A 20,408-nucleotide genomic window follows, 5' to 3' on the forward strand; every position below is an offset into this window, starting at 1 on the left:
CCACCATCCGTACCGCAAGCGAGTGGATAAGTCACCAAGATGCTAAAAATTGGTTTGACCATTGCGGGTATCATGTACAGTAACCTGGGAACCGCTCTAAGTTGTAGTGACTGTGCGCTTTGTTGGCATAATGCAGTACTATGCGGCTTCATTATAAAATAAATCCAAGATTATTCGCGATAATCCAACTAATGATGAACTATGCCGTAGTGCGCCGGGTCTTTTGGGCATGCGAAAGACCACTCTGCTGGCCGCCGCTGCCCTTCTGGGCGGCCCCGGCCTCACCCTGGCTCAGAACACGCCGGAAGAAAACAACCCCAACGTTGACGCTCCTTTCGTGCGAAACATTCGCGCCGACCGGCCCGGGCAAACCGTATCGGCCCAGGTGCTGCGGGCCGGCCGCTTCCAGCTCGAAGCGGGCACGCAACGCACAGCCCCCAATGCCGGGCAATCCATGCTGAGCACTGGCGCAACCCTGCGCGTGGGGTTTTTCAATAGCATGGAGCTGCGCGTGAGCCAGCCTTATTTCAACCGCTACACCCGCACCAACCCCGAATCTGGCCAAACTGAGTCGGCCGCGGGGTGGGCTCCGGTGGTGCTGGGAGCCAAGTTCATGGTTTCGCCCAACTTTGACACCCGCACGCAGGTGGCCATCCTAGTAGAGTCGGCCATGCCCAATACCGGCAACAGGGCGTTGGCCACCAATAGCCTGGCCCCTAGCGCCCGCCTGCTCATCAGCGAGCAGCTGGGTCAGCGCTACGGCCTGGAAGCAAACTTTGGTTTCAGCCAGCCCGGCCTGAAAGTTGCCGACATCGAGAAGGGGCAATTCCTGGGTACGCTGGCCCTGAACGGACCGCTCACCAGCAAAACCGGCTTTTTTGTGGAAGGCTACGGCGCGGGGCGCTCTTCCCTCACCACGGGTACTACGGCGGGCCTTTACTGGCGCCCGGTGCCGCAGGTGCGGCTCGATGTGAACGCGGGGCGCGTGCTGGGCGGCCCCGCCAGTGGCACGTCCACGGTGGGCGCTGGCTTGGTGGTGAAAATGGGCAAATAGCATTTTTCATTGAAAAAGGCAAGAGGAGGGGAAATAAAGCAGGCCGCCAACATGGTAGCCAAATGCTTCATTTTCCCTCACCTCGTCTTTATCCCAGCGTAATCACCAGGTCGTCGGCCTGCACGCGGCTGCCTTCCCCCAAGGCAATGGAGGCCACCGTCACGTCCTGCGGGGCGGTGATGGTGGTTTCCATTTTCATGGCTTCGATGACGAACAGCGGGGTGTTTTTGGCAACGGCCTGCCCCGGCTTCACCAGTATCTTGCTGAGCATGCCCTGGAGCGGGGCGCCCACTTGCAGCGGGTTGGTCTTGTCGGCCTTGGCGTTGCTGATTTTGGTGACGGCCACGGCGTGGTCGCGGACCTGCAGGTTGCGGGTCTGGCCGTTGAGGGTGAAAAAGATGGTGCGGTAGCCATCTTCGTTCAGCGTGCCCACCGACTCCAGACGCACGATGACCGACTTGCCACGGGCTATTTCGATGATGGTTTCTTCGCCTGGCTGGAGGCCGTAGAAGAACACTGAAGTGGGTACCTTGCTCACGTCGCCAAACTGCAGGCGGTGCGCCCAGTATTCCTCAAACACCTTGGGATACAGCAGCGAGGACAGCATATCCGTGAATTTGGCGCCCGGAAATTTCTCCTGAAACGCCTTCCACTCCTTGTTGAAGTTGATGGGCTTGAGGTGCTCGTTGGGGCGGTCCGTAAACGGCGCTTCGTTCTTGAGAATGAGCTTCTGCAACTCGGCCGGCCAGCCACCTTCGGGCTGGCCAATATCGCCGCGGAACAGGTCGCGCACGGATTCGGGGAAGCTCAGGGTTTCGCCCTTTTCCATCACATCGGCGGGCGTCAGGCTGTTCGACACCATAAACAGGGCCATATCGCCTACCACTTTGCTGCTGGGCGTCACCTTCACGATGTCGCCGAACATGTCGTTCACGTCGGCAAAGCGCTGCTTCACTTCCTCAAATTTGTCAAGCAGGCCCAGCGACGAGGCCTGCGGGCGCAGGTTGGAGTACTGCCCGCCCGGTATCTCGTGTTGGAATACTTCCGAGGTGCCCGCTTTCAGGCCCGACTCGAATGGGTAGTACATCTCCCGCACCGCTTCCCAGTAGTTGCTGAATTCGTTGAGCGACTGCTGGTTAAACTCGCGGTGGCGCGGCGTGTGGCGCAGCATTTCCACCACGGAGTTGAAGTTGGGCTGGGAAGTGAGGCCGGAGAGCGAGCCCAGCGCCACGTCGATGACATTGACGCCAGCTTCGACGGCTTTCATATAGGTGGCGGTCTGCAGCGAGGACGTGTCGTGGGTGTGCAGGTGGATGGGCAGCTTCACGGTGTCGCGCAGGCCGGCAATGAGCTCGGTGGCGGCGTAGGGCTTCAGCAGACCAGCCATATCCTTGATACACAGGATGTGGGCGCCGGCATCCTCCAGCTGCTTGGCCAGCTTCAGGTAGTAGTCGAGCGTGTACTTGGTGCGGCTGGGGTCCAGAATGTCACCGGTGTAGCAGATGCAGGCCTCGGCCAGCCGGTCGGTTTTGTTGCGCACGAAGCCGATGCAGGCCTCCATGCCCTTGAGCCAGTTCAGCGAGTCGAAGATGCGGAACACGTCCACGCCGGTTTCGGCGGCCTGCTGCACAAACCGCTCGGTGAGGTTATCCGGATAGGCCTTGTAGCCCACGCCGTTGGCCCCGCGGATGAGCATTTGCAGCAGGATATTGGGCACGGCGGCGCGCAGGCGGGCCAGGCGCTCCCAGGGGTCTTCGTGCAGGAAGCGCAGGGCCACGTCGAAGGTGGCGCCGCCCCACACCTCCAGACTGAAGGTTTGGGGGTGCTGCTGGGCGTAGGCGCCCGCCACTTTCAGCATGTCCCAGGTGCGCATGCGGGTGGCCAGCAGGCTCTGGTGGGCATCGCGCAGGGTGGTGTCGGTGTAATGAATGAGCGGCTCGTCGCGCAGCCACTTCGAGAAGCCTTCAGGGCCCAGTTCGTGCAGCTTCTGCTTGGTACCGGGCGCGGGGGCGGCGTGGTCGGACTGCGGCAGGTGCGGCCGGCGCGGGTTATGGCGCGGGTCGAGCAGGTTTTTCACGTCGGGGTTGCCGTTCACCACCACGTCGCCCACAAAGCCGAGCAGGCGCGTGGCGCGGTCCTGCCGGGCGTCGAACTTGAACAGGTCGGCGTGGTCCTTGATGAAATCCACGTTGACCTGGCCCTGCTGAAAATCCTCGTGGCCGATGATATTCTTGAGGAACTGGATGTTGGTTTGCACGCCGCGCACCCGGAACTCGTCTAGGGCCCGCAGCATTTTCTGGGCCGCGCCGTGCAGCGTGGGCGCGTGGGCCGAAATCTTCACCAGCATCGAGTCGAAGAACGGTGACACTACCACGCCCTGGTACACCGAGCCTTCATCGAGCCGAATGCCGAAGCCGCCGGCCGCCCGGTAGGCCACAATGGTACCGTAGTCGGGCTTGAAGTCGTTTGCGGGATTTTCGGTGGTCACGCGGCACTGCACGGCAAAGCCTGTCCGCATGGGCTTCACATCGGGTCCCAGGCCAATTTCGGGGTCGCTGAGCTTGAAGCCGGCGGCGATAAAAATCTGGGTTTTAATCAGGTCGATGCCTGTAATCATCTCCGTCACGGTGTGCTCCACCTGAATGCGGGGATTCACTTCGATGAAGTAAATCCGGTCCTTCTCCGGGTTGACGAGGAATTCCACGGTGCCCACGTTGTCGTAGCCCACGGCCCGGCCAATGCGCAGGGCGTATTCATACAGGAGGTGGCGCTGGTGGTCGGGCAGGTTCATGGCCGGGGCCACTTCCACCACCTTCTGGAAGCGGCGCTGCACCGAGCAGTCGCGCTCATACAGGTGCACGAGGTTGCCGTGCTGGTCGCCCACGAGTTGCACTTCGATGTGCTTGGGTCGCTCCACGTACTTCTCCAGAAACACGGTGTCGTCGCCGAAGGCATTCAGGGCCTCGTTGCGGGCCTCAAAAAAGCCCTTTTCCATCTGCTCGTCGTCGCGGATGATGCGCATGCCGCGGCCGCCGCCGCCGCTGGCCGCCTTCAGCATCACGGGGTAGCCAATGCGGTGGGCTTCGGCTTGGGCGGTCTCGAAGTCCACCAGCTCGGCCTCGCTGCTCTCAATCTGGGGCACCTGGCAGCGCTGGGCCACTTCCTTGGCGCGCACCTTGTCGCCGAGGGCTTCCATTACTTCCGGGCGCGGGCCGACGAACACGATACCTTCCTCGGCGCAGCGGCGCGAGAGCGTGGCGTTTTCGCTCAGGAAGCCGTAACCGGGGTGAATGGCATTAACGCCGTTCTCCTTGGCTACCCGCAGCAGGACTTCAATGTCTAGGTAGGGCTTGAGGGGCTCGTCGTCGCGGCCAATCTGGTAGGCCTCGTCGGCCTTGTAGCGGTGCAGCGAGTACCGGTCCTCGTAGGTGTAGACGGCGACGGTGGGGATGTTGAGCTCGGTGGCGGCGCGCATTACCCGAATGGCAATTTCGCCGCGGTTGGCGACCAGGAGTTTCGTGATTTTCATATACTGCAGGTGGGATAGGCGCGCATACGGCGAAACTACGCCAAAGGCTGCGGCAAATGCCTTCCCCAATCGTTTGCAGCCCGCTGCCAGGAGCTTTAAGCGCTTGCGGATTACAATGCTCCCTATATTTGAACCTCGCTACGCTACTTTAATTCTACCCGCATGAAGCGCCATTGCTTTCTACCCATTGCACTGTTTATCAGCCAGGTCGCACTGGCGCAGCCCGTTTCCCCTGCCCCTTCGGCCCCAACCCTTACGGGTAGTTGGAGCGGCGGCCTAGGCGTTGGGAACGGGGTGGAAATCCATGCCGGTTACTTTGCCAATCGTTTTGTGGTGCTGGGGCGCACCCGCTACAAATGGTGGCGTCCGGACTCGGGGCCCGGCTCCAGCGGCCTGTTTCGGCGATTCAACACCCGCTCGCGGCAAACCGAAGTAGCGGCGCTGGCTGGCTACAGCGTGCCGGTGCGCAGCGCGCTGGTGTATGCGGGGGCCGGCGTGGGCTACGTGGCGGGCCGGCAGCTGGGCGACTACCGCTACACGCTTCGCGGCAACGCCGCTATCAGCAACGATACCTATTATTACGCCTACCGCCGCTACCAAGCCATTGGCCTGCCGCTGGAAGTCGGGTTTGTGTGCCCCGCCCCCAACCCCGACCTGAACGTGGGGATAAGCTTCCAGGCGAATCTCAACCCGGAGCAATCGGTGTTTTGCCTGCTGGTCACGCTTTGGGGCGGCCAGTTCAGCCGTCGACCCGCGCCGGCCCGGTAGCGCCCATGTTGTTTCATCATTACTTTTTATTCCGTTCAATGCCCGCACATTACGCCCGTTTTCGCATCGTATCCGGCTGGTTTTTACTGGCCCTGGCACTCACTGCCGGGGCGGGTTGCACGCTCACCACGGCCGAAGTAGAGCCGGAGCTGCCCACCGGCAGAGTGAGCGACGGCAACACGCTGGTGTACCGCGCCGACGGCCTGCCCGTGGTGGCCCACAACGATACCAGTCTGGGCACCATCCTTATTTCCACCATTGGCGGTACCCGGCCGGTAGTGGGCCGGCTCTACGCTGGCACCGCGGTAGTTATCCGGGCCAGAGACAGCCAGAACGAAGCCGTGGTGGGCCAACAGCAGCACGAGCTGCAACTGGAATTACTGGCTTTTCAAGGCGTGGGCACCTATACTGTTGCGCTCCCCGGCAGCTTTTATCAGGCGTCACCCTATCCCAATAATCAGCAGGCGCCGGCCGCTGCGCAGACCTACTACCCGGCCGGTACCGCCGCCGCCCGGGTCGTGGTTACGGAATGGAATGCGACCACCCGGCAGCTGCGGGGCACGTTTGCGTTCACGGCCACGGCCCCGGCTACGGGCCAGGCGGTGGCCCTCACCGAAGGGCGCTTCGATTTGATTCTTGACCAATAGGGCCATCCCCTTTTAAAACAAGCGAACGGAGTTGGGGTTAGCAAAGCATTCTTCCCGCTAAGCTTCTTCCGCATGGATTTCACCGACAAAAACATCCTCCTCATTGGCGCGTCTTCGGGCATTGGCCTGGCCACGGCGCAGCTGCTCAGCAAGCTTGAGGTAAACCTGTTTACCGCCTCGCGGCACCTCTCGCCGGAGCTGGAGGTCCTGGGCACCACGCACATCACCTACGACGCCACGCAGCCCGTGGGCACTGCCTTCGATGGCCTGCCCGAGGTGCTGCACGGCGTGGCCTACTTCCCCGGCAGCATCAAGCTGCGGCCGTTCGAGCGCATTCCCAGCGAAGATTTCCAGGCTGATTTCGACCTGAACGTGCTGGGCGCCGTGCGCGTGCTGCAAGCCACCATCAAGCGCCTGAAAAAAGCCGAAGGCACGGCCTCGGTGGTGCTCTTCAGCACCGTAGCGGCCGACACGGGCATGAGCTTCCATACCAGCATAGCCACCGCCAAGGCCGCCATTGAGGGCCTGACCCGCTCCCTGGCCGCCGAGTATGCTGCTAGCGGCGTGCGCGTGAACTGCATTGCGCCCTCGCTCACTAACACGCCCCTGGCAGCCGCGTTGCTCAACTCGCCCGAGAAGGCCGAGGCCGGCGCCAAGCGCCACCCGTTGCAGCGCATCGGCCAGCCTCAGGATTTGGCCTACACCGCGTCGTTCCTGCTCTCGGACCACAGCTCGTTTGTGACCGGCCAGGTTATAGCCGTGGACGGCGGCATGGGCGTCTTGAAGTAAGCCCCTCCAGTTGTCGGTTGCTGGTTGTCGGTTTTTAGTCACTGACGGCGAAGACCTTGGTCTTTCCTTCCGCAACCCTAACAAGCTGGCAGGGGTACTGGTAACGGACAATCAGCAACTGACAACTAAGGATGAAAATCTGCATCTTCTGGCACCGCCGCGACTTGCGGCTGCACGACAACGCCGGCCTGGCGGCCGCCCTGGCCAGTGGCCTGCCGGTACTGCCCCTCTTTATCTACGACTCCGATATCCTTGACTATCTGCCGAACAAGGCCGATGCCCGACTGACCTATATTTTCGACGAAGTGGAACGCCTTTCGGCGGCTACGGCGGCGGCGGGCGGTACCTTCCTGGCGCGCTACGGCAAGCCGCTTGAGGTGCTGGAAGCACTGCTGAAAGAGTTTGACGTGGCCGCCGTGCACACCAACGAGGACTACGAGCCTTACGCCACCCAGCGCGATGCCGCCTTGGGCCAGTTGTTGGCCGGGCACGGGGTAGATTTTTTCCTGTATAAAGACCAGGTGATTTTTGCCAAAGACGAAATCCTTACTAAATCGGGCACGGTGCCCAAGGTATTCGGGGCGTACCACAAGAGCTTTCTGGCCAAGCTGACCGACGACCTGCTCCTGCCCTATGGCTCGGCGGAGGCCTTCACCGCTGCCAACCTGCACCGCGTTCCGGACGGCCAGGCCGCCGCCCGTCCCACCCTGGAAAGCATGGGATTTGAGCGCCTGGAGCAGTTTGTGCCCACCGCCGACCTGCCCGCGCAGGAGGTGGTGCGCAACTACCACGCCACCCGCAACACCCCTGCCCTGCAAAACGGCACCACCCGCATTTCGGTGCAGCTGCGCTTTGGCACCCTCAACGTGCGGCAGGTAATGCGACAGGCCAAGGCCCTCAACCCCAAGCTGCTGGCCGAAATTATCTGGCGCGACTTCTTCATGATGCTGCTCTGGCACTACCCCGGCACCGCCACGGAAGCCTACGACCCCAAGATGCGGGCCGTGCCGTACCGCAACAACGAGGACGAGTTCCAGGCGTGGTGCGAGGGCCGCACCGGCTACCCGCTGGTAGATGCCGGCATGCGTGAGCTCAACGCCACCGGCTACCTGCCCAACCGCGTGCGCATGACCGTGGCGGGCTTTCTGGTGAAGCATTTGTTTATCGATTGGCGCTGGGGCGAGAAGTATTTTGCCGACAAGCTGCTGGATTACGAGCTGGCCAATAACGTGGGCAACTGGCAGTGGATGGCCGGCACCGGCGCCATTTCGGCCCCCTGGTTCCGGGTGTACAGCCCGGAAAGCCAGCTGGCGCAAGTTGACCCCGACATGAAATACGTGAAGCGCTGGGTGCCGGAGGTGGGCACCCGCGCCTACCCCACCCCCATCGTGGACCACAAGTTTGCGCGGGACCGCGCCGTAGAAGCCATTCGTGCCGCCCGCATCGCCGCTACCTCGTAGGGTAGCTGTACCGGGCGCGGACTTTCAGCGTCCCTGCCGGCTAGCACCCCACCACAAACCCTGAACCACTGCCCAACTACACCGGTTATACTGCCATGGAAAAGAACCGCATCAAACAAGCTTATCTCGACTTCGTGCTCAACGAAGGCCACCCGCCGCAATCGGTTTTCAAGCTCACGCAGCAGCTGGGCATTGCCGAGCAGGAATTCTACGCGCACTACCCCAATTTTGAGGCTATTGACCGGGAAATATGGGCCGACTTTGGCCACCGCGCCCGCACCGCCGCCGCCGCCGAGCCCGTGTGGGAGGGCTACAGCAGCCGCGAGAAGCTGCTGGCGTTCTACTACACCATGCTCGAAATCCTGAAGCAGAACCGCTCCTACGCCCTCATGAGCCTGCGCCGCTCACTCAAGAAAATGCCGGGTCTCACGCCCCGGGTGCTCGACGATTTCCGGCAGGACTTCGAAATATTCGTGAGCGACCTGCTGGCCGCGGGCCGCGTGAGCGGCGAAATTGCCAACCGCCCGCTGGTGCAGGAGGGCTACCCCCGCTTTTTCTGGCAGCAGGCATTGTTCGTGCTCGGCTTCTTTGCCAAAGACGACACCGTGAACTTTGAGCGCACCGACGCCGCCGTGGAAAAAGCCGTGACGCTGAGCTTCGACTTGGTGGGCCGCAACACCTTGGATTCAGCCTTTGACTTCGTGCGCTTCCTGGTGCGCCGATAATTTCAGTGAACAGTTAGCAGTGAGCAATGAACCGTGACGTTCAATGAAATCCTGAACAACTGTTCATTGCTCACTGCTAACTGTTCACTGATTTAATGGACGAACCCCAAACCTCCCTGCCCACTACCAAGGTGGCCCGGGCCGCGCGCTTTGCCAAAACCGGCCTGAGCGTGGGCGCTAACTACGTGAAGCACTACGCCAAGCGGGCCGTAGGCGCCGAATCCACTACCGAAGACCTGCACGCCGCCAACGCGGCCGAACTGTACGGCGCCCTGAGTGAAATGAAGGGCTCGGTGCTGAAAGTAGCGCAGATGATGGCGATGGAGAAGAACCTCCTCCCCACCGCCTACGCCGACCAGTTTGCCAAAGCTCAGTACCAGACCCCGCCCCTCTCCGGCCCGCTGGTGGTGAAGGCCTTCCGGGATGCCTTCGGGCAGTCGCCGTACACGCTGTTTGATGAGTTTGAGCCCGAAGCGCGGCAGGCTGCCAGCATCGGCCAGGTGCACCGCGCGCTCAAAGACGGGCGCCAGCTGGCCGTGAAGGTGCAGTACCCGGGCGTGGCGGCAAGCATCAAATCCGACATCAATCTGGTGAAGCCCATTGCCTTGCGCGTAATGGGCCTGAACGAAAGCCAGGTACGGCCCTATCTGGAAGAAGTGGAAGCGCGCCTGCTGGAAGAAACCGATTACGCCCTGGAGCTGCGGCGGGGCCAGGAAATGGCCGCTAGCTGCGCGCACCTGCCGCACCTGCAGTTCCCGGCCTACTATCCCGAGCTGTCCCGGGCCCGCATCCTGACGATGGACTGGCTGCCGGGCCAGCACATGAAGGAGTTTCTGGCCACCGAGCCCAGCCAGGAAGTGCGCAACCAGCTGGGCCAGACGCTGTGGGATTTTTACCAGTTTCAACTCAACGCCCTGCACCAGGTGCACGCCGACCCGCACCCCGGCAACTTCCTGCTGAGCACGGACAACGGTGGCACCGTGGGCGTGCTCGATTTCGGGTGCGTGAAGGAAGTGCCTGTGGACGTGTACACCCTGTTTACGGCCCTGCTGGCGCCAGAAACCTTCGCCGACGAAAGCATTCTGGAAAACCTCCTGGCCGAGGCCGGCGTGCTGCGTCCCACCGACCCGGCCGCGTTGCGAGCCCTCTACCTACGCACCCTGCGCGTGTCGCTGGAGCTGGTGGGCCGGCCCTTCCGGCAAGCCACTTTCGACTTCGGAGACCCCGCTTACGTGCAAAGCCTCTACGCTCTCGGCGACGACCTAATGGCCGACCCGGAGCTCAAAAAGCAGCGCGAACCCCGCGGCTCGGCCCACTTCATATACCTCAACCGCACGTACGTAGGCCTTTTTGCGCTGCTCACCGAACTGGGAGCGGTGATAGCAACCAACGCACCTGTCGAGGTCGTAGTACCGCAGTAACTCATGGGCAGAAGCAGGGTGCCAACCCCTGCGGCCCGGGCGCTGCTACCTTCGCGGCCATGAACCTACGGGCGGAACTACTGCGGGAGCACTCGGCGCGGCAGACCCGGCGCCTGACCGAATACGCCTGCGCGCACCCCAAGTATTTCGCTGAGCTGCTCCGGGTGTTTTGGTACGGTACCCCACGGGAGCGGCAGCTTGCAGCCGATGTGCTGGGCATGGCCGGGCAGCAGCGGCCAGCGTGGCTGGTACCGCACCTGGCCGGGCTGCTGGCAGCTGCCCAGCCCGACCAGACAGAGCAGCACCCGGCCGTGCGGCGCAGCGTGGTGCGGGTGCTGCAGTTTGTGGCGGTGCCCGAAGAATGGCAGGCCCTGACCTACGACCTGTGCCTGGGGCTTCTAGTGGCACCCACAGAGCTCGTGGCCATCAGAGGATATGCCTTGAGCGCAGCCACGCGCTTGGCGGGCGCCTATCCGGAGCTGGCCACCGAATTGCTGGCGGCCATTGAAAGCGTACTTAGCACTGCAACTTCGGCAGCACTACACAGCCGGGCAGCGCGCGAAATGCCAAAACTTCGTAGCGTTATCCGGGACGTTTTGCCCGGTTAGCTGTTGGCTTGGCTCAGCTATATGCTTATACGTTTCCCTCCATTTTTATGAAAAAAATCGGTGGTGGTAAAATAGGGCGTGATAGTAGTTTTAACCTGACTAACGGGCTTGCAGATAACGAGTTGAAAGCGAATCAAGCACTCGCGCCCGTCTTAGGTTGGTCGGTAACTGGGACAGGGCCGTCGCTTTTTTAACAGCTTGCCGGTGGCCGGGCGCGAGACGCCAGTTAAGCGCCTAGTGGCGCGTTGGCAGACGCGCTCGAGCAAGAGCATCACCCCCCGAGCGACGGCTTGGCCAAGGCCAGCCCGAACCAACAGGGGCCAATGGCGGCGGGCCGTCCACCGGTACTCGGGCTGGCCGGTACGGCTGCCGTGCTTGCGCACCGCCGTGCAACCATACTTGCCAAGCGTTGCCTTTCTCGGAAGTACGCACTCAAGGTTCGAATCGCCTCCTACTTAACCACCGCCTAAAGTTATAGGTTGTTTAGACCTTTGAATAAGTTAATTTGCAGGATGATAAACCTGCTCAGGAAAGAATAAAAAATACACCTATAGTTTTTCCTGCCGTCGGTTTGTTAACTAAAAATCATCAAATAAACACAACCCAGTAGATTCACATGAAGAAGGAGTTACTACTAATAGGTCTGTTTACCACCCTTAGCAGCCTAGCTTATAGCCAAACCAGTCCAACGCCAGGACCGATTCCTACCGTTGCCGATTCGGTAAAAAAAGTGGCGGGTGCCGCTGGTCTGCAGGGCAATGCCACCAAAAAATCTCAGCCCAAACCCTACAAAACGGTAATTACCGACAAAGCAATTACCAAATCCGGCTTTTTTAAAGTTCATAAAGTCGACGATAAGTATTTTTTCGAGATGGCCGATTCGGTAATGGGCCGGGAAATACTGGTGGTTAACCGGATTTCGAAAGCCGGTTCCGAAGTGCGGGCTGCCGCCGGTTACGCCGGCGACCAGATTGGCAGCTCGGTGATTCAATTCGTGAAAGGGCCGAATGACCGCGTTTTTCTGCGCAAGATATCGTTTAGCACCTACAGCCCCGATAGCACCAAGGCCATGTACCAGGCTGTGCAGCGCTCTAATATTCAGGCTATTGTAGCAGCATTTAATATTGCCGCTTACACCCCCAACAAGAAAGGCAGCGTAATTGACATCACCGATTACATTAACGGTGAAAACGAAATATTCTCCTTCAGTTCGGCGGCCGCAAAATCCCGCATCCGGCTGGGTGATTTTATTGGCGACCGGAGTTATATCGAAAATGTACGCAGTTTCCCAACCAACGTCGAAGTAACCACGGTCAAAACCTACGCCCTTACCCCGGCCCCTACCCCGGCCTCGGGCAGCCCCGGAACGCCGGCGGCGGGGAGCGGAGGCAAGAATTTGACTGGTTCGTCTACCATTGAAGTGAACACCTCGCTGGTGGTGTTGCCAAAAAAGCCCATGCAGCCCCGCTACTTCGACCCGAGGGTGGGTTATTTTACCGTGGGTTATACCGATTTTGATACCAACCCACAAGGCGTAAAGGAGATACAGATGGTGAAACGCTGGCGTCTGGAGCCCAAGCCCCAGGATGTGGCCCGTTACAATAGAGGAGAATTGGTTGAACCGCGCGAGCCAATCGTATTTTATATCGACCCGGCTACGCCCAAAAAATGGGTGCCTTACCTGATAGCAGGTGTAAACGACTGGCAGAAAGCATTCGAAAAAGCCGGTTTTAAAAACGCCATTATCGGTAAAGTGGCCCCCACCGCGAAAGAAGACCCCAATTGGAGTATCGACGATGCCCGGCACTCGGCGATTGTGTACAAACCTTCAGAAATTTCCAATGCCAGCGGCCCCAGTATCTCGGACCCCCGCAGCGGCGAAATAATGGAAAGCCACATAAACTGGTACCACAACGTAATGAAACTAGTGCACGACTGGTACATGATTCAGGCTTCGGCGGTTGACCCGCGGGCCCGGAAAATGGAATTCAGCGACGAACTAATGGGCGATTTAATCCGGTTTGTTTCGTCACACGAGGTGGGCCACACCATTGGGTTGCGGCATAACTACGGCTCTAGCTCCACGGTACCCGTAGAAAAGCTGCGGGATAAAAAGTGGGTGGAAGCCAACGGGCATACACCTTCTATCATGGATTACGCCCGCTTCAACTACGTAGCCCAACCCGGAGACAATATTACCACCAAAGGCATTTACCCGCGCATCGGCGATTATGATTTGTGGGCGATAGAGTGGGGCTACAAAATATTGCCGAATGCCAAAAGCGCCGCCGATGAAGTAGGCACTTTAAATAAATTAACGGTAGCAAAACTAAAAAACCGCCGGCACTGGTTTGGCACCGAAACCAACCCGAACGACCCGCACTCGCAAAACGAAGACTTAGGCGATAACGCCATGAAAGCCAGCGAGTACGGCATCAAGAACCTACAATACATACTAAACAAGCTGCCCGACTGGACCCGCGAGCCCAACGAAGACTACCAAAATCTGGAAACCATGTACGGGCAGTTAACTGCGCAATACAACCGCTATTTGGGCCACGTGCAAAAATATTGGGGGCATTTACGAAAATCCGAAAACGGTTGAACAATCTGGCCCGGTTTACGAACGCACTCCGGCAGATACGCAAAAAGAAGCGCTGGCTTTTTTAGACAAGAATTTATTTACTACACCTTTGTGGCTAATTGATAAGCCGGTATTGGATGACATTGGCGGCAATCCTTTATCGGTGGTGTCGCGTAGTCAAGAAACTATTCTCACCCGCTTAATTAGCAACAATACGTTGTCCAAACTAATTACCGGTGAGGCCTTTGATGGGGACAAAGCATACAAAATAACTTCATTTTTTTCCGATATAAATAATTCCATTTTTAAAGAAGTTAGAAATAATCAACCCATTGATGTGTACCGCCGCAACCTGCAGAAGATTTATGTTGAGAAGCTGATAGAATTGGTGAAGCCCGCGCCAGTTACTCCAGTGATTACGCCATCTTCTCGAAACGCCATGGCCGCCACTATCGCGCAACAAGGCGATGTTATTTCAGTGGCCAAAGCTGAGTTACGCAACATTAATTCCCTCGTAAAATCTTCGTTACCCAGTCAAAAAGATTCCTTAAGCAAATACCATTTGCAGGATATTTCGGACAGGATAGAGCAAGCCCTAAATCCGAAGGGTTAAGGAAAGACAAGTGTTTTCCGAAAAAGAGTTGCTCCTTATTTTAGGAGCAACTCTTTTTATTTATTTTAATATTATTTATTAAAAACCAGGTGCAAATGAATGACGGTGGTAAAGCAGGAGGGGATTCGGTCCTTGGGTGTATGCTTTCAACAATGGTGATGGGTGACGAGTGTGGTGCAGGTGCTGCAGTTTGTGGCGGTGCCCGAAGAATAGCACGCCCCGGCCTTCGAACTGTGCCTGCGGCTGCTGCTGGCGACTTCCGAGCCCCGTGGCCGTCAGCGGATATGCCCTGAGCGCGGCCACGCGTCTGGCGGCCGTTTATCCGGAAGTCGCCCCCGAGCTGCTCGCGGCTATTGAAAGCGTGGTTAGCACTACAACGTCGGCAGCACTACACAGCCGGGCAGCGCACGAAACGCCAAAACTTCGCAGCGTTATCCGGGACGTTTTGCCCGGTTAGCTGTTGGCTTGGCTCAGTGATATCAACCCCCTCTATTTTCATGAAAAAACTCCTTGCCCTCGGGGTCGCGTTTTTGAGCCTGACCTTCTCCGCATCGGCCCAACAACTGGCCAGCTGCTGCGCCAAGCCGGCCGGCAACCTGTCGGCTTCGGCCACGGAGGCCTTTGCCATGCTGGCGGCTAATAAAGACTTTTCGGGCGGCCACGATGCGCCCCTGCCTTTCGAGTTCAAAGGCGAAGGCCGCAACATCGAGTTCAAGACCCCGGACGGCACTGTGGGCCGGGGCTTCGAAATCAAGAGCGCCACGCCCAGCAACAAGTACTTGTTCGTGATTCACGAGTGGTGGGGCCTGAACGACTACATCAAGAAGGAAGCCGCCACGTTTGCCAGTGAGATGCCCGGCGTCAACGTCATTGCCGTGGACCTGTACGATGGCAAAGTGGCCACCACGCCCGAAGAAGCCGGCAAATACATGGGCGCCGTGAAATCGGAGCGCGCCGTGGCCATCCTCAAAGGGGCGCAGCAATACGCCGGCCCCAAGGCCCAGTTTGCCAGCATCGGCTGGTGCTTCGGCGGCGGCTGGAGCCTGCAGGAAGCCCTGCTAGGCGGCAAGCAAACCGTGGGCTGCGTGATGTACTACGGCATGCCCGAGAAAGATGTGGCTAAGCTCAAAACCCTCAATACCGACGTGTTGGGCATTTTCGCAACCCAGGACAGGTGGATTAATCCCGAGGTGGTGGCCCAGTTCAAAAAGGACATGGCCGCGGCCGGCAAGAAGGTGACCATTGAGAGCTACGATGCCGACCACGCCTTTGCCAACCCCTCCAACCCCAAGTTCAACAAGGAATTTGCGGCCCAGGCCCACAGCAAAGCCCTTACGTACCTGCGGGGCAAATTCAAGGTAAAATCCTAGAGACCCGTAGCTTGGACTCTGTGAGTCCGCGTCACAATTCCTCGATTTCTTAAAGCCTTTCCCAAATGGGAAAGGCTTTTTTCGTTAATTTGAAGTGCTTCCCACAGGACACTTTCTCATCGACTTCGCCATGGCCCCGCTCGCTTCCCTCCTGTCCGAATACGGCGAAAGCCACCAAAACCCCACCAACAAGCTGGTGCATTGGGTGTGTGTGCCGCTCATTATGTTTTCGCTGCTGGGCTTGCTCTGGGCAGTACCCGTGCCCGCAGTAGTTGAGCGGGTAAGCCCGTGGTTAAACTGGGGCACGTTGGTGATGGTACTAGCCCTCATCTACTACGTGCGCCTGAGCGGGCGGCTGGCCCTGGGCATGGTGCTGGTGTGGGTGGCTATGGCCGCCGCGCTGCGGCTGGTGGCCGGCACGGCGGCGCTACCGCTGTGGGGCATTTGCCTCGTCATCTTCGCCGTAGCCTGGGTGGGCCAGTTCTGGGGCCACAAGGTGGAAGGCAAAAAGCCCAGCTTTCTCAAGGACCTGCAGTTTCTGCTCATTGGGCCGCTGTGGCTGCTGCACTTCGTGTACCGCCGGCTGGGCTGGACTTACTAATCACAGCCTTTTTCGGTCTGGCTCTGAATTCGAACAGCATGGCGCAAAGCATTGCACTGTCAACGCCGCCGTCGGTGCTTTTGCTCTGCTTTACGCTATGGCCAGCAGGCCCGCCAGCTCGGCCACGCAGTCGGTGAGCTGCTCCCAGGCGGGGAGCACGAAGTACTGATTTTGGTAGCGCGTGCCACTCACAGGCGTGCGCAACACGGTGGCGAGGTCAAATACGAGACGCGGCGTGTTCTCGTTCACGCAGTGGTGGATTTCGCCGGCCGAGGAGAGCAGGCCCGCGCCGTACAGCCGCGGCTGTTCTTCGTGCTGCACCAGGCCGAACTCGGCGGTGAAGAAATACAGCGCCCAAAGCTGCTCCCGCGCCGGCGAACCCACCGGCTGCGCCCGATACGCCTGCCCCAGCATGTGCAGGAAGTCGGCCAAGCCCTTGTCGAGCAGCATGGGCACGTGCCCAAACAAGTCGTGGAACAGGTCAGGCTGCGGGCTGAAGTCAAACGCGTGCATCGGCCGGATGCGGGTCACAACCGGAAACCGCCGCTCGGCCAGCAACTCGAAAAACGCCCCCGGCTCGAAGGGCCGCCCCACCGGCGCCAGCGCCCAGCCCGTGTTCTCGAACACGGTAGCGCTGAGCTCGCCGATGTCCGGGATGGCCTCCCGCCGCATGCCCAGGCGGGCCAGCCCCTCGCTGAAAGCCGGCGCGGCCCGCCGGTGCAGCAGCGCGGTCTGGCGGTCAAACAGAACTTTCCAGATGAGCTGGTCCTGGCCAGCGGTAGTTGCGGAAGGAAGCTTGGTAAACATCATGAGTAGGCGAAAAAAAAGCCCGATATCCTGGCGGATTCGGGCTTTTGAAGGTTTTTAGTGAAGTAGTGGCATCATGCCTTGCTCTTCCTTTCCGCCAATAGCAGCCCACGCTTCCCCTGTTTGGGGCAAGTCATTAGGTTGGTAATATTGACGTGTTGGTGGCGCATAACTGTGACGAATGTAAGAACCTGTTTCAACAATACAAGTCCCTGCTGAAATTAAATAATCAATAAGCAGAACCAGCCCAGCCCGCTATTCCAGCTGACCGCGAAGCGCATATACGCGGCGCAAATTGCGAATTAACTTGGCCGACTCGTCAAAATTCAAGGTCTGCTGCCCGTCCGAAGCGGCGGTTTCGGGTGTTTCGTGGGTTTCGTACACAATACCGTCGGCCCCGGCCAGCACGCCCGCCAGCGCCATGGCCGGCACGTACTCCCGAATGCCAATGCCGTGCGACGGGTCCACGATTACGGGTAAGTGACTCTTCTCCTTCAGAATGGGTACCGCGTTCAAATCCAGCGTGTTGCGGCTGGCCGTTTCAAACGTGCGGATGCCCCGTTCGCACAAAATCAGCTTTTCGTTGCCGCCCGAAAATACGTACTCCGCCGACGACAGCAGCTCTTCGATAGTACCCGAAATTCCCCGCTTAATCATAACGGGCTTGTCCACGCCGCCAAGGGCATCGAGCAGGTTGAAGTTCTGCGTGTTGCGGGCGCCCACCTGGAATACGTCCACGAAATCGTGCATCTCCTCCACTTGCGACACCTGCATCACCTCGGTCACGATTTTGATGCCGCGCTCCCGGGCCATGCTGTGGAACAGCTTGAGGCCGTCCATGCCCAGGCCGCGGAACGAGTAGGGCGACGAGCGGGGCTTGAACACGCCGCCGCGCATCAGGCGCACGCCGTTTTCCGTCAAGTGGTTCATTACCTTCTCCATCTGGGCCTCGCTCTCGATGCTGCACGGGCCGGCGCACAGCGCCAGGCTGCCCTCGCCGATGGTCACGCCGCCGCCGAGGTCGAGCACGGTGGGCTTCACGCGCCATTTACGGCTCACCAGCTTGTAGTCGTCGGACACGAAATGCACATCACGCACGCCGGGCAGCTGGCCAATGGTGCGAATGTCCACGTCCTTCTTTCCAATGGCTACTAGGTAGTGCGCGTGCTGGGTCGTGACTTCGGTGGTTTTGTAGCCCTGTTGCTTCAGGTGTTCGGATATGGCCGGGACGACGGCAGCATTTTCAAGTTGAATTATCACGGGTAAGCTAAAATAAGGGAAACGTCATGCTTCGGCTGCGCGGACGTTAGATGAGCATGACGTTCTGAGGTGTTTCGAATATTAGTTTTTGATGCCCTGCACAAATCGGGTAGCGGCAGCGGAGGCATCAGCCGTGCCCTCCAGGCTCTGGATGAGGGCCGAGCCGATGATGGCGCCATCCGCGTATTCGCAGGCCTGGTCGAAACCGGTTTTGTTGGCGATGCCAAAGCCAATGAGGCGGGGCGTGGTCAGATTCATGGCCGCGATGCGCTCGAAGTATTCGCGCTGAGCTTCCACATCGGGCAGGGTGGTGCCGCCCGTGGTACCGGGGCCAGAAACGAGGTACAGGAACGCATCAGACAAGGCATCGAGCCGACGAATGCGGGCCTCCGACGTCTGGGGCGTGACTAGGAAAACGGCCTTCAACCCGTATTTCTGGAACAGCGGGTGGTACATCTCCTCGTACTCATCCAGGGGCAGGTCGGGCAGGATGAGGCCGTCCACGCCTACCTCCGCCGCTTTTTTCAGGAAAGCCTCCATGCCAAACTGCAGCACCGGGTTAAGGTAGCCCATGAGCAGCACGGGCGTTTCGGGCACGGCCGCGCGCAGCTTCTGCAGCTGGCCGAAGAGCACCGGCAGGTTCATGCCGTTGGCCAGGGCGGCGGAGCTGCTGCGCTGAATGACCGGGCCATCGGCCAGGGGGTCCGAAAACGGCATCCCAATTTCGAGGATGTCGGCACCGGCCCCAACCAGGGCTTTGGCCAAAGGCAGCGTGTCGTGCAGACTGGGAAAACCAGCCGTGAAGTACATGTTGAGCAGGTTTTGCTTGCTCGCGAATGCGTGTTTTATTCGGTCCATGATGTAGTTCCCGCAGAGGGCGCAGAGGTTTTCGCAGCAGTCGCAGAACGTTCAGCGCCTGCTGCGGGAACCTGTGCGCCCTCTGCGGGCTAAATTTTTAAACGAGCTTGTCCATGTTCTTGAGGTACGTCTCCAGGTCCTTGTCGCCGCGGCCTGAGAGGTTCACCACCACCACATCGTTCGGGCCGGCTCCCAGCTGGCCAAGGGCCGACAGGGCGTGCGCCGTTTCCAGCGCCGGGATAATACCTTCCAGGCGGCTGCATTCGCTCACCGCTTTTAGCGCTTCGTCGTCGGTGATGGAGATAAACTCCGCCCGTCCCGAAGCGCCCAGGTGCGCGTGCAGCGGGCCAATGCCCGGGTAATCAAGGCCCGCGCTCAGCGAGTACGGCTCCGTAATCTGGCCGTGCTCGTCCTGCATCAGCAGCGTGCGGCTGCCGTGAATGATGCCCGGCGTGCCCAGCACCGACGTAGCCGCCGAATGCCCGGAGTTGATGCCGTGGCCCGCCGCCTCCACCGCAATAAGCCGCACCGAGGGCTCGTCCAGGAAATGATAAAACGCCCCGGCGGCGTTGGAGCCACCGCCCACGCAGGCCACCACAAAGTTGGGCAGTTCGCTACCGGTTTTTTCCAGCAATTGGTACCGCATTTCCTCGCTGATAACGGCCTGCAGGCGCGCCACCAAATCCGGGTACGGGTGCGGTCCTACCACCGAGCCGATGATGTAGTGCGTGTCCACAGGGTTGGCAATCCAGTCGCGGATGGCTTCGTTGGTAGCATCTTTCAGGGTTTGGCTGCCGCTGGTCACGGCCCGCACTTCGGCGCCCAGCAGGCGCATGCGGGCCACGTTGGGCGCCTGGCGCTCAATGTCCGTCGCGCCCATGTACACCACGCAGGGGTAGCCCATTAGGGCGCACACGGTGGCGGTGGCCACGCCGTGCTGGCCCGCGCCGGTTTCGGCGATGATGCGCTTTTTGCCCAGCCGCTTGGCCAGCAAAATTTGCCCCACGGTGTTATTGATTTTGTGCGCGCCGGTATGGCACAGGTCCTCCCGCTTCAAGAACACGCGAGTGCCGTAGCGCTCCGATAGCCGCTTGGCTTCGAACAGCGGCGTGGGCCGGCCCACGTAGTCGCGCAGCAGGTGCTGCAACTCCATCTGAAAGTCCGGGTCAGCCAGAATTTCCAGGTATTGGGTGCGCAGCTCCTCCACGTTGGGGTAGAGCATTTCGGGAATAAAGGCGCCACCGAATTCACCGTAGTAGCCGCGGGCGGTGGGCTGCTGATAGGAAGTAGTCATGGGTGTCTGCATTTTAGTAC

General features: G+C 59.7%; 16 protein-coding genes and 1 pseudogene. 12 read left to right on the forward strand and 5 right to left on the reverse strand.

The features are described 5' to 3' along the window. Positions 1 to 229 precede the first annotated feature (229 nt). Complete coding sequence (locus BEN47_RS02985) at positions 230 to 1,054, forward strand: transporter (RefSeq protein ID WP_070724940.1); 825 nt, start codon at positions 230 to 232, stop codon at positions 1,052 to 1,054. Between the two features lie 88 nt (positions 1,055 to 1,142). Here the strand turns inward: BEN47_RS02985 and BEN47_RS02990 are convergent, their stop codons facing one another. Next, entirely contained in the window at positions 1,143 to 4,583 is a 3,441-nt protein-coding gene (locus BEN47_RS02990; RefSeq protein ID WP_070724942.1) for a pyruvate carboxylase, read from the reverse strand. Positions 4,584 to 4,745: 162 nt separating this feature from the next. On the opposite strand from BEN47_RS02990, the gene BEN47_RS02995 reads away from it, so the two are divergent. From BEN47_RS02995 to BEN47_RS03040, 11 genes and pseudogenes are all read left to right on the forward strand, one after another. Further along, a complete protein-coding gene (locus tag BEN47_RS02995; RefSeq protein WP_125921466.1) occupies positions 4,746 to 5,351 on the forward strand; it encodes a hypothetical protein in 606 nt (201 codons plus the stop codon). 38 nt (positions 5,352 to 5,389) lie between these two features. Beyond that, complete coding sequence (locus BEN47_RS03000; RefSeq protein ID WP_070724947.1) at positions 5,390 to 5,998, forward strand: DUF6252 domain-containing protein; 609 nt, start codon at positions 5,390 to 5,392, stop codon at positions 5,996 to 5,998. Between the two features lie 72 nt (positions 5,999 to 6,070). Then, entirely contained in the window at positions 6,071 to 6,787 is a 717-nt protein-coding gene (locus BEN47_RS03005) for an SDR family NAD(P)-dependent oxidoreductase (protein ID WP_070724950.1), read from the forward strand. Between the two features lie 131 nt (positions 6,788 to 6,918). Beyond that, positions 6,919 to 8,247 (forward strand): cryptochrome/photolyase family protein, encoded by a 1,329-nt coding sequence (locus BEN47_RS03010; RefSeq protein WP_070724953.1) that lies wholly within the window; start codon positions 6,919 to 6,921, stop codon positions 8,245 to 8,247. A gap of 95 nt (positions 8,248 to 8,342) precedes the next feature. Then, positions 8,343 to 8,972 (forward strand): TetR/AcrR family transcriptional regulator, encoded by a 630-nt coding sequence (locus tag BEN47_RS03015; RefSeq protein WP_070724956.1) that lies wholly within the window; start codon positions 8,343 to 8,345, stop codon positions 8,970 to 8,972. A gap of 95 nt (positions 8,973 to 9,067) precedes the next feature. Further along, positions 9,068 to 10,393, forward strand: a complete 1,326-nt coding sequence (locus BEN47_RS03020) for an ABC1 kinase family protein (protein ID WP_070724959.1) — start codon at positions 9,068 to 9,070, stop codon at positions 10,391 to 10,393. A gap of 59 nt (positions 10,394 to 10,452) precedes the next feature. Next, positions 10,453 to 11,001: a HEAT-like fold family protein gene (locus BEN47_RS03025; RefSeq protein WP_070724965.1), complete on the forward strand. Its 549-nt coding sequence runs from the start codon at positions 10,453 to 10,455 to the stop codon at positions 10,999 to 11,001. Positions 11,002 to 11,048: 47 nt separating this feature from the next. Next, complete coding sequence (locus tag BEN47_RS21270; RefSeq protein WP_158010812.1) at positions 11,049 to 11,195, forward strand: hypothetical protein; 147 nt, start codon at positions 11,049 to 11,051, stop codon at positions 11,193 to 11,195. A 422-nt stretch (positions 11,196 to 11,617) separates the two neighbouring features. Further along, positions 11,618 to 14,198: pseudogene (locus BEN47_RS03030) on the forward strand (zinc-dependent metalloprotease). 497 nt (positions 14,199 to 14,695) lie between these two features. Continuing rightward, complete coding sequence (locus BEN47_RS03035; protein ID WP_070724969.1) at positions 14,696 to 15,568, forward strand: dienelactone hydrolase family protein; 873 nt, start codon at positions 14,696 to 14,698, stop codon at positions 15,566 to 15,568. Between the two features lie 130 nt (positions 15,569 to 15,698). Continuing rightward, positions 15,699 to 16,169 carry an Mpo1 family 2-hydroxy fatty acid dioxygenase gene (locus tag BEN47_RS03040; RefSeq protein ID WP_070724972.1) on the forward strand — a complete coding sequence of 157 codons (471 nt, stop codon included), beginning with the start codon at positions 15,699 to 15,701 and terminating at the stop codon, positions 16,167 to 16,169. Between the two features lie 90 nt (positions 16,170 to 16,259). Here the strand turns inward: BEN47_RS03040 and BEN47_RS03045 are convergent, their stop codons facing one another. The 4 genes from BEN47_RS03045 to trpB form a co-directional block, all read right to left on the reverse strand. Further along, positions 16,260 to 16,979, reverse strand: a complete 720-nt coding sequence (locus tag BEN47_RS03045) for a hypothetical protein (protein WP_070724975.1) — start codon at positions 16,977 to 16,979, stop codon at positions 16,260 to 16,262. 252 nt (positions 16,980 to 17,231) lie between these two features. Continuing rightward, a complete protein-coding gene (aroF, locus tag BEN47_RS03050; protein ID WP_083322061.1) occupies positions 17,232 to 18,236 on the reverse strand; it encodes a 3-deoxy-7-phosphoheptulonate synthase in 1,005 nt (334 codons plus the stop codon). A gap of 81 nt (positions 18,237 to 18,317) precedes the next feature. After that, positions 18,318 to 19,094: a tryptophan synthase subunit alpha gene (gene trpA / locus BEN47_RS03055; RefSeq protein ID WP_070724978.1), complete on the reverse strand. Its 777-nt coding sequence runs from the start codon at positions 19,092 to 19,094 to the stop codon at positions 18,318 to 18,320. A gap of 97 nt (positions 19,095 to 19,191) precedes the next feature. Continuing rightward, complete coding sequence (trpB, locus tag BEN47_RS03060; RefSeq protein WP_438830495.1) at positions 19,192 to 20,388, reverse strand: tryptophan synthase subunit beta; 1,197 nt, start codon at positions 20,386 to 20,388, stop codon at positions 19,192 to 19,194. Between the last annotated feature and the right edge of the window lie 20 nt (positions 20,389 to 20,408).

It is taken from the genome of Hymenobacter lapidarius (genome assembly GCF_001816145.1).
GTDB lineage: Bacteria > Bacteroidota > Bacteroidia > Cytophagales > Hymenobacteraceae > Hymenobacter > Hymenobacter lapidarius.